Consider the following 12,920-nt stretch of genomic DNA (forward strand, 5'->3'; position numbering starts at 1 on the left):
CTCAAGAACGGGCCGCCGCCGCTTCCAGGAGCGAACGGCCGAGGAAATCTTGCGCGTCGCGCACGCCAGGCAGGGTGAAGAAGTAGCCGCCGCCGACCGGCTTGATGTATTCCTCCAGCGGTTCGCCATCGAGGCGCTTCTGGACGGTGATGAAGCCGGCTTCGAGATCGGCCTGATATGCGATGAACAGGAGGCCTTGGTCGAGCTGGCCGTTCTTGGTGACGCCGTTGGAATAGTTGAACGGCCGGCGCAGGATGAGATTGGCCTCAGAGCCATGGTTGCGCGGATTGGCGAGCCGGATGTGGGAATCCATCGCGGTCGTCGCCCCGTCGGGATCGCGCCCGAAATCCGGCACGTCGCTTTCGGTCTTGCCGTCGAAGGGAGCGCCGCTCGCCTTGCGCCGCCCGACGATGCGTTCCTGCTCGGCCAGCGGCGTCCTGTCCCAGCGCTCCACGAAATTGCGGATGATGCGCACGGCCTGATAGGTGCCGTCCGCCGTCCAGCGGGGCTCCGTCCCATCGTCAGCCCCGACCCAGACGACGCGCTCCATCTCGGTCGCATCGCCCGAGTTCGGATTGGCCGAGCCGTCGCGGAAGCCGAGAAGGTTGCGGGCGCTTTCCGAGGCTCCGTCCGGCCGGGGCGGCAGGATCGGCACGGTGCCTTCCTGCTTCCAGCGGATCACCATCAGATCGGGCAGCGACTTGATGACGTCGCGCAGGGCATGGATCGTCGCGTCCGGCGTGTTGGCGCAGATCTGAAGCGACAGGTCGCCGTGGCAGAGGTCGGCGTTCAGCGCGTCGTTGCGAAACTTCGTCATGCGCTGGAGGCGCGCCGGCTTCAACGGCGCCAGCCATTCGCGATCATGGAAGAAGGAGGCGCCGAGCGAAACGGTGACCGTCAGGCTGTCCGGCGCGATCACCGGCCCCAGAATGCCGGAATCGGCGGGTGGAAGCTTCGGGTCGAGTTCAGGCACGGTGCCGCCTTCGGCAAGGAAACGGCAGCGTTCGGTGAGAACGCGGAAAAGCCGCTCCACCTCTTCCGGAGACTTCGCCAGAACGTCGAAGGCGGCGATCATGCCGGCCGCCGGGCGCGGGGTGACGATGCCCGCTTGATGTTTGCCCGAGAAAGGGACGGAAGAGCGCGCCTTATCGCTTTCGGGCGCGTCCGCGACTTGGGCCTCTCGGGCGCTGGCCCTGTGGGGGCAGAGGCCGAGGCCCGCCGCCGCCACGGCCCCGCCGGCCGCGCCCCAAAGGAGACCCCGCCGGCTGGTGTGCATCCGCTCGTTCTTCACCACGTGTCCCATCAGGCGCCGTCCGCGTCCATGCCGACGGCAAGGTTCAGGGCGGCGAGCGCCTCGGCCGCGGCTTTCGCCTTCTGGCTCAGATCGGTGCGGGCGGCCGCATCGACCGTGTCGAAGCCGGGATAACCGTTCGGGCCCTCGAGCGCCTTCACCGCCGCGCCGAGCGCCGCAAGTTTCTCCTCGGCCTCCTTCGTCTTTTCCGGCGCGTTCTCCTTTGTCACCGGCTTCAGGAGGGCCACGATCTTGGCGATGCCGGCGACTTCCGCCTCGATGTCGGGAAGATCGGTGTGGGCGTAGAGGTTCTCGCCGGCCGGGATGCGCGTTTCCGCCAGCGCTTCGAGCTGGCGCACCGCGCCATCGCCCATGTCGTTCGGAGCCAGGCGAAGGGCGCGAAGCCTTTCCTTCAACGCGCCCGCGTCCTCGACGAGCTTCGCGGAAACAGGGGCGAGGCCATCCAGACTGTTTTTCGCGAAAAGCCCGTATTCGATGCGGTGGAAGCCCGTGAAGGCCGGATCGGCTTCGCGCTTTTCCAGATAGGTCGCCACCGGATCGATGGCGCTGTCGAGATCGGCGAACCGGCCCGCGACGGGCGCGATGCGCAAGTAAGGCGCACGGGCCGCAGCGAGGAGTTCGCGCGATTTTCCCATGTCGCCGGCCTCCATCGCCGCGTCGAGCGCGCTCGCGGCCTTCGCGAACTCGTTCGCTTGGAGGCTGAGGTAAACGCGATATTCGGCGAGCGGCCCGATAAAGGCGACGAGTTCCGGCCGCGCGCCGCCCGTTTCCGTGCCGGGCGTCACCGTCAACGTGCCGCGCGGATTGGAAAGAAGGCCGCAGGTAATGGCGTATCCACCGGGGCGCAGCTTGGCGCCGAGTGTCTGGGACAGGCCGGGGGCGATGTTCTCGCGCTCTTCCACCACCATCACGCCGTCGAGGATTTCCCATTCCACCGCGCGCGTCGTGGCATTCACGATGCGGAACTGGGCTCTGCCCGCCGGCACCGACAGCGCGTTCGGCTCGCACCGGCCATCGCGAAGGGTCACCGTCACCGCGTTGCCGCCGTCATCCTTCGCCGCGCCCGCCCGCATGGAAGCGAAAGCAAAGGCCGCGCCGCCCGCCAGCATCAGGCAGGCCGCCCCGGCGAGCGCCCAGACCATGACGCGCTTGTTCGGCCCTGCGGCGGTGGGCTTTGGGGAAAGATCCGACATGAAGCCTCCTCAGCGAAGGGCCGGCGCGCGAGCGGCTCGGCGCGAGGGATGAGCGGTTCCGGCCGGACGCAGAAACAGGAACAGCGAGGTCGCCAGGAACACGGCGTAGAGGATCAGTTCGCCGACGCGCGGATCGTCCATATAGCCGAAGAGGCCGGCCAGGATCGTGCCGGCGACCCCGTCTTCGGGAAGGACGCCGTTGAGGTCCACGACGACTTCCTGAAGGCTGTTCCAAAGACCGGCCTCGTGGAAATGGCGCAGCGAGCCGGCGAGAAGGCCGGCGGCAACGAACAGGATGAAGATGCCGGTCCACCGGAAGAAGCGCTTGAGATCGAGCTTCACGCCGCCGGCATAGATCGCGAACCCGAGCGCCACGGAAACGAGAAGGCCGGCCAAGGCCCCAAGCGGCGCGCCGGGGCCGGGGCTCTGCTGGAAAAGGGCAAGGAGAAAGAACACCGATTCCAGCCCTTCGCGCGCCACTGCGAAGAAAACGAGACCGACCAGCGCGAGCCCGCTGCCGCCGGCATTCGTCATCGCCGCTTCGATGGAGGAATGGAGGTCCGACTTGATGGACCGCGCCGCCTTGCGCATCCAGAGAACCATGGAGGTCAGGATCGCGACGGCGATGAGCCCCACCACGGCCTCGAAGAGTTCCTGCGTTCTTTGCGGAAACTCGGCGCTGGCGAGCTGAAGGCCGGCGCCGACGAAGAGCGCGAGCGCCACCGCGAGGAAGATGCCCGTCCAGACCGCCGGCATCCATCCCGCGCGGCCGGTGCGCGACAGGTAGCCTGCCACGATGCCGACGATCAGAGCCGCTTCCAGCCCTTCGCGGAGCATGATCAGGAATGGAACGAGCATCGAGGAGATCCGCGAGGGTTGACGGGACGTGCCGGCCGCCAAGCCGTGGCGATCTCATAATCCTTTCCCAAAAACTCAGCAATCGCTGTGTTCTGGAACTGTTCTAAACCGATCGCGCTACAATTAGGCTTTTGCGGCTCGATCAATGGAGGGATCGAGACCCGATCCGCGCGGTTTTCGGCAAGTCGCAGGGTTGGCGAAAGGTCGCGGTGCTGTGATTCCACCTTGCGGAACCTTCCCGTTGGGACAACGTAACCGGAAGGTAAAGTTCGAGCAATTCGAGAAAGCAAAGCGAAATGGCCTACGTCCATAGTGCCGGCAGAGAAAAGAGCCGCAGGACGCGAGACATGATCGTCGCTCAGGATGCCAAGACGTTTCAGGACCCGATCTCCGGTGTCACGATCCGTCTGACCGCTGTCGCGATCTGCGCGAGTTTCTGGGTCGGTGTCGCCTACTACCTCATCTGAGGCGGGGCGAGGCGAAGAGGTTAAGGACGCTTAAGCGCGCCATCCGGGAGGGGTGCGACGGCGAGGGGGAGCGATTGGGCGGCTCGGCGACCGCCTGAAGGTGGATTTTCCGGTCGGCCCGTGATCCGCGCAGAAACGCTTCCGCTCAAACGAAAACCGGCGGCGATCCGAAGATCCCGCCGGTTCGAGGAAAGCTTGGGAGTTCGAGAAAGTTCAGCAGCTTCCTTCGCGCTTCAGCACCACCAGCGCGGTGCGGGCGAGGATCTTGATGTCGGAGCCGAAGCCCCAGCCCTGTACATAGCGGGTGTCGAGTTCGACGCGCTGCGCATAGGAGGTATCGCTGCGGCCGCTGACCTGCCAAAGGCCCGTGACGCCCGGACGCCCGGCGACGTAGTAGCTGAAGCGATCTTCGTAACGCTCGACCTCTTCCGCCACGATCGGACGCGGGCCGACGAGGCTCATCTCGCCGCGCAGGACGTTGAAGAGCTGCGGCAGTTCGTCGAGGCTGGAAACGCGCAGGATGCGACCGATGCCGGTGATGCGCGGATCGTCCTTCAGCTTGCGGGTCAGTTCCCATTCGGTGCGGGCCGCCGGCGAGGACGCCAGATGCCGTTCCAGGGCTTCGGCGGAGTTCACCACCATCGAGCGGAACTTCAGGCACTTGAAGCGACGGCCGTCGTAGCCGATGCGTGTATGACCGAAGAAGATCGGGCCCGGATCGCGAATCCAGATCGCCGCCGCGATGATCAGAAGGATCGGCGCGAAGAACAGGATCAGGAGGCTGGCCACGACGACATCGAAGGCCCGCTTGGCGGAGCCGCCCGTCGGATTGCGTCGTGCCCCAAGGGCCGACGACGAGTCGACGTAGGCTTCAGTCGCAGACATTTTCGCCTCATCCGCTTAATCGATTATTAAGTACCGAAGGGGATATCGCCTCGGTTTTTTTTGTGCAACTGCGAAATGCATTTTGCCAACCAAACAAGGGGGGCTTATCCCTTGGCATGGTTACTTTTTTTGGGAATTTCTCACTTCAGGTCATGCCTTCGATTGACATCATTCCGACGTGATCCACCTTCATGTGAGCGACTAGCTCCTTTGGACTAAACCTCTGTCTTCGCACCGGTTATTCGAAGAAACAGGTCTTCGAGGTCTGCAATTGGTCCACTATTCACGACGACTGTCTTAACGTTCCATGAACGGCCGAGTGAAAGTTCAAGCCATGACTTTGGTGCATGGCAGCAATGCGATTGCTGAAGGCCTTACTGGGAAATCAAAAGCTTCCGCCGAGTCATGATGCGGGGACAGGGCCGTGGTGAAGCCTGAACCGACGCTCTGCGACTTCAAAACACGTCTTCACCGCTTGACCCTTCGGTTTGCCTCCTTAATACCACTTAACGAAATTGACGCCTTGCGAAGGCGAAGGCGTCGGATGAATGAGGGGTTGAGGTGAAGGGTACGATCGTCTTCGGCGGTGCCGGATTTATTGGAACTCACCTGCTGCGGTCCCTTTCGGAGCGCGGAGGGAATGTCCGGCTGATCAGCGTCGACGTGGCCGACCCCACCGAAAGCGTTCCGGGCGTGGAATATGTGCGCCACGATATTCGGCGCCCGATCCCCGATGGGCTCGGGCAAGGCATCGACCGCATCTATAATCTGGCCGCCGTGCACCGCACGCCGGGCCATCCCGCCCATGAATATTACGACACGAATGTCGCAGGCGCGGTCAGCATCTGCGCTTTCGCCCGTCAGAACGATATCAACGAACTCTTCTTCACGAGTTCCATCGCGGTTTACGGGCCGGGCGAGGACCGCAAGCTCGAGACCACCACCCCGACGCCCAAATCCGACTACGGCTATTCCAAGCTTCTGGCCGAAACCGTCCAGCGGGAATGGGCCGAAGGCGATGAAAGGCGCAAGCTCGTCATCGTCCGCCCGGCCGTGATCTTCGGCAAGGGCGAGAAGGGCAACTTCACGCGGCTCGCCGCCGCCCTTCGTCGCGGCATCTTCCTTTACCCCGGCCGGCGGGACACGGTGAAAAGCTGCGGTTATGTCGGCGAGCTTGTCCGGACCATGGATTTCACCATGGACCGGCCGGAACGCCTGATCATCTACAACTTCTGCTATCCGACGCATTACACCATCGAGGACATCTGCCGCACCTTCGGCGAGGTGGCGGGCCTTCCCGCGCCGCGCGGCACCATTCCCCACGGCGCGATGAACGCGGCGGCGTTGCCTTTCGAACTGATCTCGCGCATCGGCATCAACAACAGCATCGACCGCCAGCGCATCTCGAAGCTGGTGAAATCCACCAATGTCGAGCCCGGCTATCTCAATGGGGCCGGATATCGTTTCGAGACCGATCTTGCCGAAGCGATCCGGCGTTGGCGGGTCGACAATCCCGAACTCGCCTGATCGCAAAGTCCTCCGGCGCTATCATACGGGCGGAGAACGCGAATCCCGCCCGGTGCGAATTTCGTTCGTTGACGAATTTTTCAAGCGTCTCGGCATAGGCTCCTTTCGCGGCCCGACCTTGTCGGCCGACGGCATGGGCACTCGATACCTGATGTGAATTCGAGCCGGCCCGAAGCGAGGAGCGCCCTTCGTGACGGATAATTCGCGGGCAATGCCTTCCGACGGGAAGGGCGAACTCGGCGCGGCCCTGCGCACATGCCGCTCGGCCTTTCTGGGCGTGGCCGTTCTCAGCGGCCTGATGAACGTTCTCTACCTCACCGGCTCGTTCTTCATGCTGGAGGTCTACGACCGCGTGCTGCCGAGCCGCAGCGTGCCGACGCTGGTGGGGCTGGCGATCATCGCGCTGGTTCTCTACGCCTTCCAGGGCGTCGTGGATGTCCTGCGCGGACGCATCCTCACCCGCATCGGCGGCGCGATCGACGACGCGCTCGGCGCCCGCGTGTTTCAGGCGGTGACGCGCCTGCCCTTGTCGAGCGGCGGGGTGGACAGCGTTCAGCCCTCGCGCGATCTCGATCAGGTCCGCGGTTTCCTGTCCGGGCTCGGGCCGACGGCGCTGTTCGATCTGCCCTGGATGCCCCTTTATCTCGCGATCTGCTTCGCCTTCCACCCGGCGATCGGCTGGACGGCGGTTGCCGGCGGCGTGATCCTCGTTGTTCTGACGCTTCTGACCGAGCAGTTCACGCGCGGTCCGGTGAAGACGTCCATGCATCTCGGCCTGAAGCGCAACGCCATGGCAGAGGCCGGGCGGCGCAACGCCGAGGCGCTTCGGGCGCTCGGCATGGAACATCGCCTCGGCCGTCGCTGGAGCGCGCTGAACGAGACCTACAAGGAACACCAGCAGCAGGCGGCGGACGTGTCGAGCGCGCTCGGCTCCACCTCCAAGACGTTGCGCATGGTTCTTCAATCGGCGGTGCTCGCCGTCGGCGCCTATCTCGTGATCGAGGGGCAGGCGACCGCCGGCATCATCATCGCAAGCTCCATCCTCACCTCCCGCGCGCTCGCCCCCGTGGAACTCGCCATCGGCCAATGGAAGAGCTTCGTGTCCACGCGCCAGAGCTGGAAGCGGCTCGATCAGGTGCTGCGCTCCGTGCCGGCCGATACGCGCGTCCTGGATCTGCCGAAGCCCGAACGGAGCCTGAGCCTGGAGAACGTCACGATCGCGGTTCCAGGCACTCGCTCGCTCGTGGTGCAGGACGTGTCGCTGCGCCTCAATGCCGGCCAGGGTCTCGGCGTGATCGGACAAAGCGCGTCCGGCAAGTCTTCCCTGGTGCGCGCCCTTGTCGGGGCCTGGGAGCCCGTGCGCGGCGAGGTGCGCCTCGACGGGGCGAGCCTCCGGCAATGGCCCGCCGACCGTCTCGGCCGCCATGTCGGCTATCTGCCCCAGGACGTGCAGCTTTTCGCCGGAACGATCGCCGAGAACATCGCGCGCTTCGATCCAGAAGCCTCCTCGGACGAGGTTGTCCTGGCCGCGCGCAAGGCCGGCGTCCACGACATGATCGTGCGGCTGAAGGACGGCTACGAGACCGAGATCGGGGAGGGCGGTCAGGCCCTTTCCGCCGGCCAGCGCCAGCGCATCGGCCTAGCGCGCGCGCTTTATGGCGATCCCTTCATCGTGGTTCTGGACGAGCCCAACTCCAATCTCGATGCCGAAGGCGAGGATGCGCTCGGACAGGCCATCATCTCGGTGCGTCTGCGCGGCGGCATCGCGGTGGTGGTCGCCCATCGCCCGAGCGCTCTGGCCGCGCTCGACATGGTTCTGGTGATGAACGAGGGGCGGATGCAGGCCTTCGGGCCGAAGGAAGAGGTTCTCGGCCGCGTGCTGCGTCCGGTCGAACCGCAGCCCAGACCCGAACCCGTTCCCGAGCCACGCGCCGTTCATTCCGTTGCCGGAGCCGCCTGATGTCCGCTTCCTCCTCGCCCGCGCTCCGCTCCATCCGCCGCCATCTGGTGGTCGGCGTCACCGTTTGCGTCCTTCTGACCGGTGCGGTCGGCACCTGGGCTGCCACCGCCCAGCTTTCCGGCGCGGTGATCGCGCATGGCACGCTCGTCGTGGCTTCCAGCGTCAAGAAGGTCCAGCATCCCACCGGCGGCGTCGTCGGCGAACTGGCGGTGCGTGAAGGCGACCGCGTGATGACGGGGGACGTGCTCCTGCGCCTCGATGCGACGCAGGCCAAGGCCAGCCTCCAGATCGTCCTGAAGCAGATCGACGAGCTTCTGGCCCGCCGCGCCCGCGAGGAAGCCGAGCAGACCGAGGCCGAGACGATCGCCTTTCCGCCCGAAATGACGGTTCGCGCGTCCGATCCGCAGGTCGCCCGCATCATGGCGGACGAGGACAAGCTGTTCATGATCCGGCTTGCCGCCCGCGACGGCCAGAAGTCGCAGCTTCGCGAGAAGATCACCGAGTTCCGCCACGAGATCGAGGGGATCAAGGAGCAGATCGCCGCCAAGGACGACCAGCTCGGCTTCATCGAAAAGGAGCTGACGGGGGTCAACGAGCTTCTGGAAAAGAAGCTCGTGCAGTTCACACGCGTCGCGGCGCTGGAGCGCGACAAAGCGGCGCTGCGCGGCGAGCGCGGGCAATATGTCGCCAATCTCGCCGGCATCGCCGGGCGTATCGCCGAGGCCGAGCTGCAGATCATCCAGATCGATCACGACCTGCGCTCGGAAGTCTCGCGCGATCTGTCGGAAGTGCGCGCCAAGCTCGCCGAGCTCGCCGAAAGGCGCACCGCCGCCGAGGACCAGCTTCGGCGCATCGACATCCGCGCGCCCCAGGACGGCACCGTTCACCAGCTCGACGTCCACACGGTCGGTGGCGTGATCCGGCCGGGCGACACGATCATGGAGATCGTGCCGCTGGACGACGAACTGGTGGTGGAAGCGCGCATCTCGCCGCAGGACATCAACGACATCCACAAGGGGCAAACGGCCGCCCTGCGCTTTTCCGGCCTCAACAGCCGCACCACGTCCGATCTCGACGGCACGGTGGCGCAGGTTTCGGCCGACACCTCGCAGGAGCAGCGAACCGGCGCGAACTATTATCTGGTGCGCATCGCCATCGCCAAGGACCAGTTCGATCGCCTGGAAGGCGTCAAGCCGGTGCCGGGCATGCCGGTCGAGGCCTTCGTGAAGACGCGCGACCGCACCGCGCTCGCTTATCTCGTGCAACCCTTGAGCGAGCAGGTGTCGCGGGCCTTTCGCGAGAAGTAAGAGGGCACTATACCGGGCCGGATCGGACCGGCCGCCGAGCGATGGTCTTCCACCGGGAAGGCGTGCCTGCCGGCGTTGGGTATCGGATTCCTCTTGCTACGCTCCAAGAAGCCGGCCGCGAAGGCCGCCTCGCTCCTGCCCCGCATCGTTCTGCCTCGGAACGACGTGGTTCTCTACGCGGTGGGCGACGTGCACGGGATGCTCGATCCGCTCCTGGCGATCGAGAACAGGATCATACGGGACGGCGAGCGGTTCGACTGCCCGAAGATCGTGGTGATGCTGGGGGACTATGTCGATCGGGGCCGCGACTCCGCCCGCGTCCTGGAGCACCTGATCCAGCCCATGCCGCAGGGGTTCCGCCGCGTTTGCCTTCGCGGCAACCACGAGGCGGCGATGCTGTCGTTTCTCCGCGCCCCCCAGCGCGGGCTCGGCTGGCTGGAGATCGGCGGCGAGGCGACGCTGTCCTCCTATGGGCTGGACATCCGGCAACTGATGCGCAGCGGCGGTCTCGGCAGCCGGGAAGCCGCCTCGATCATCGAAAGCGTCGTTCCCGAGCACCATCGCGCCTTTCTCCAATCCCTTCCGGTGATGGCGGTGGGCGGCGACATGGTCTTCGTCCATGCCGGCATTCGTCCGGGCGTGGCTTTGCCCAAGCAGCGCGACCGGGATCTCCTGATGATCCGCGAGCCGTTCCTGACGGAAGGGCCCAGGCTTCCGGTCACGGTCGTCCACGGCCATACGCCGAGCATCGTGCCGGTGAAGCTCGGCAACCGCATCTGCCTCGATACCTTCGCTTATTCCACCGGCCGCCTCGCCGCGCTCCGGGTGCGGGGCAACCGGGGCGCCTTTCTCCACGCGCCCTGAACGGTCAGGCAAGGCTGGCGCGGATCACGTCGGCCAGCGCCTCGAACGAGCGCCGGCGCGAGGTCGAGCGGCGGAACACGAGGGCGAGGGTGCGGAACGGCGCGGGATCGCGAAACGGCAGCACCTCGATATCGCCGCCCGCAGCTTCGGCGGACACGGCGATCTCCGGGATCAGCGTCGCGCCGAGCCCTCCCGCCACCATGCGCAGGATCGTCGTCAGGCTGGTGGCGCTGACATTGGCGAAACGGTGGGCTCTCGCGAGCTGACAGACCTTCAGCGCCTGCTCGCGCAGGCAATGGCCTTCTTCCAGAAGGATCAGCTTCTCGCCGGGCAGGTCGCCGACCTCCACCGCGCCCTTGAAGCGCCCGGCCTCGCGCGCCGGCACGGCAAGGCGAAAGCGATCCTCGGCGATCTCGATCGAAACGAGGTTCCCGTCGGCGATCGGCAGGGCGAGAAGGGCGCAGTCGAGATCGCCGGCCAGGATGTCGGCGGTCAGAACGTCGGTGAGGTTCTCGCGAATGGCGAGTTCCAGGGCGGGATGGTCGGAGCCGAGGCGTGGCAGAAGACGCGGCAGGAGATAGGGCGCGACGGTGGCGATGAGCCCGAGGCGCAACTGGCCGCCAAGGGCCTCGCCGCGCCCGGCGCCGATGGCTTCGAGTTCGCGGATCTCGTGAAGGATGTTCTGGACGCGCTCCAGAATGGCCGAGCCTTCCGGGGTGAGCGCGGCGCCGGTCGGCCGGCGCTCCACGAGACGCGCGCCGATCGCTTCCTCGAGGGCCGCGATCTGCGCCGAAAGCGCCGGCTGGCTGATGTTGAGGCGCTGCGCGGCGCGCCCGAAATGAAGCGTTTCGGCGAGAACTTCGAAATAGCGGAGCTGACGCGTGGAGAGCATCCCGATCGGATAAACTGATCGGCCTGACATGAAAATACGATTGGAACCGATTGGTTGAATCTGTTGGAACGGCTCTAATTAAACGCCCTCATTCGAAGGAGGATCTCCATGACCGACAGACCGCGGTTGACCACCACGGCCGGCGCGCCGCTTTCCTCGAACCAGAACGCCAAGACGGTCGGCCGCAACGGCCCCGTGCTTCTGGAAGATTATCAGCTCATCGAGAAGCTCGCCCACCAGAACCGCGAGCGCGTTCCCGAGCGCGTCGTCCACGCCAAGGGCTGGGGCGCCTACGGCACCCTGACCGTCACCGAGGACATCACGCGCTATTCGCGCGCCAAGGTCTTCGCCAAGATCGGCGGGCAGACCGAAATGCTCGCCCGCTTCTCCACGGTCGCCGGCGAGCAGGGTGCGGCGGACGCCGAGCGCGACGTGCGCGGCTTCTCGCTGAAGTTCTATACCGAGGAAGGCAACTGGGACATCGTCGGCAACAACACGCCGGTCTTCTTCGTCGCCGACCCCTACAAGTTCCCGGACTTCATCCACACGCAGAAGCGCCATCCGCGCACGAACCTGCGCTCGGCCACCGCCATGTGGGACTTCTGGTCGCTTTGCCCGGAATCTCTGCATCAGGTGACGATCCTGATGTCGGACCGCGGCATCCCGGTCGACCCCTCGCGTATGAACGGCTACGGCAGCCACACCTTCTCGCTCTGGAACGATCAAGGCGAGCGGTTCTGGGTGAAGTTCCACTTCAAGACGAAACAGGGTCACAAGACCTTCACCAACGAGGAGGCCGAGAAGGTCATCTCGAAGTCGCGCGAGAGCTACCAGGAAGCCCTCTACGGCATGATCGAGGAAGGCCGTTTCCCGAAATGGGACTTCTTCATCCAAGTCATGCCGGAACTGGAAGCCGACGAGTTCGAGAAGAAGACCGGCTGGAGCGCCTTCGACCTGACCAAGGTCTGGCCGCATGCCGATTATCCGCTGATCAAGGTCGGCGAGATCGAGCTGAACCGCAATCCGGAGAACTATTTCACCGATATCGAGCAGTCCGCCTTCAACCCGTCCAACGTGGTGCCGGGCATCGGCTTCTCGCCGGACAAGATGCTGCAGGGCCGCTTGTTCTCCTATCCGGACGCGCACCGCTACCGCATCGGCACGCATTACGAGTCGCTTCCCGTGAACAAGCCGCGCTCGCCGGTGAACCATTACAACCGCGACGGCACGACGCCCTTCGGCCTTCGCACCAACCCGGACGCGTATTACGAGCCGAACTCGTTCGGCGGTCCGGTGGAGGACCCGAGCGTCGCCGAGCCGCCGCATCGCTATTCGGGCGAGGTGGGACGCTACGATTATCGTGGCGAAGCGGACCACTACTCGCAGCCGCGCGCGCTGTTCAACCTCTTCGACGACGCCCACAAGCAGCGCCTTTTCGCGACGCTGGCCGGCGCGATGCAGGGTGTGCCGCAGTTCATCCTCGACCGCCAGCTCGCCCATTTCGACAAGGTCGATCCGGCCTACGGGGCGGGCGTGCGCGAGGCGTTGGCGCGGCAGGGCAAGGACGACGCGCAGGCGAGCCTGACCACCAGCCACGCGGCGGCGGCCGAGTAAGCCATCCGCCCATCGCGGATACGAGACGAAGGGCCGGGAGC

General features: G+C 65.4%; 10 protein-coding genes. 5 read left to right on the forward strand and 5 right to left on the reverse strand.

The genetic code is table 11. The annotated features are described in order from the left end of the window. Position 1 precedes the first annotated feature (1 nt). From efeB to F9929_RS01830, 4 genes are all read right to left on the reverse strand, one after another. Positions 2-1,303 carry an iron uptake transporter deferrochelatase/peroxidase subunit gene (efeB, locus tag F9929_RS01815; protein ID WP_152044811.1) on the reverse strand — a complete coding sequence of 434 codons (1,302 nt, stop codon included), beginning with the start codon at positions 1,301-1,303 and terminating at the stop codon, positions 2-4. Further along, positions 1,303-2,505: an iron uptake system protein EfeO gene (gene efeO, locus F9929_RS01820; protein ID WP_152044812.1), complete on the reverse strand. Its 1,203-nt coding sequence runs from the start codon at positions 2,503-2,505 to the stop codon at positions 1,303-1,305. Before efeO ends, efeB begins: the two co-directional genes overlap by 1 nt. Positions 2,506-2,514: 9 nt before the next feature. Then, a complete protein-coding gene (efeU, locus tag F9929_RS01825) occupies positions 2,515-3,363 on the reverse strand; it encodes an iron uptake transporter permease EfeU (protein ID WP_152044813.1) in 849 nt (282 codons plus the stop codon). Between the two features lie 680 nt (positions 3,364-4,043). After that, positions 4,044-4,715 carry a sugar transferase gene (locus tag F9929_RS01830; protein ID WP_152044814.1) on the reverse strand — a complete coding sequence of 224 codons (672 nt, stop codon included), beginning with the start codon at positions 4,713-4,715 and terminating at the stop codon, positions 4,044-4,046. A 561-nt stretch (positions 4,716-5,276) separates the two neighbouring features. Here F9929_RS01830 and F9929_RS01835 point away from each other — a divergent pair. The 4 genes from F9929_RS01835 to F9929_RS01850 all read left to right on the forward strand — a co-directional run bounded on the left by F9929_RS01835 (position 5,277) and on the right by F9929_RS01850 (position 10,373). Further along, positions 5,277-6,242 carry an NAD-dependent epimerase/dehydratase family protein gene (locus tag F9929_RS01835; protein ID WP_152044815.1) on the forward strand — a complete coding sequence of 322 codons (966 nt, stop codon included), beginning with the start codon at positions 5,277-5,279 and terminating at the stop codon, positions 6,240-6,242. 211 nt (positions 6,243-6,453) lie between these two features. Then, positions 6,454-8,202, forward strand: coding sequence for a type I secretion system permease/ATPase (locus F9929_RS01840; protein WP_152045200.1), 1,749 nt, complete (start codon positions 6,454-6,456; stop codon positions 8,200-8,202). Next, entirely contained in the window at positions 8,202-9,509 is a 1,308-nt protein-coding gene (locus F9929_RS01845; protein WP_152044816.1) for an HlyD family type I secretion periplasmic adaptor subunit, read from the forward strand. The genes F9929_RS01840 and F9929_RS01845 overlap by 1 nt, the downstream gene beginning before the upstream one ends. 75 nt (positions 9,510-9,584) lie before the next feature. Then, positions 9,585-10,373: a metallophosphoesterase family protein gene (locus F9929_RS01850; RefSeq protein ID WP_152044817.1), complete on the forward strand. Its 789-nt coding sequence runs from the start codon at positions 9,585-9,587 to the stop codon at positions 10,371-10,373. A 4-nt stretch (positions 10,374-10,377) separates the two neighbouring features. Here the strand turns inward: F9929_RS01850 and F9929_RS01855 are convergent, their stop codons facing one another. After that, positions 10,378-11,295, reverse strand: a complete 918-nt coding sequence (locus F9929_RS01855) for a hydrogen peroxide-inducible genes activator (RefSeq protein WP_235918948.1) — start codon at positions 11,293-11,295, stop codon at positions 10,378-10,380. 78 nt (positions 11,296-11,373) lie between these two features. Here F9929_RS01855 and F9929_RS01860 point away from each other — a divergent pair, with 78 nt between their 5' ends. Continuing rightward, a complete protein-coding gene (locus F9929_RS01860; RefSeq protein WP_152044818.1) occupies positions 11,374-12,879 on the forward strand; it encodes a catalase in 1,506 nt (501 codons plus the stop codon). Positions 12,880-12,920: the final 41 nt, after the last annotated feature.

Origin of the sequence: Aureimonas psammosilenae, assembly GCF_009176975.1 — a bacterium.
Classification (GTDB): Bacteria; Pseudomonadota; Alphaproteobacteria; order Rhizobiales; family Rhizobiaceae; genus Plantimonas; species Plantimonas psammosilenae.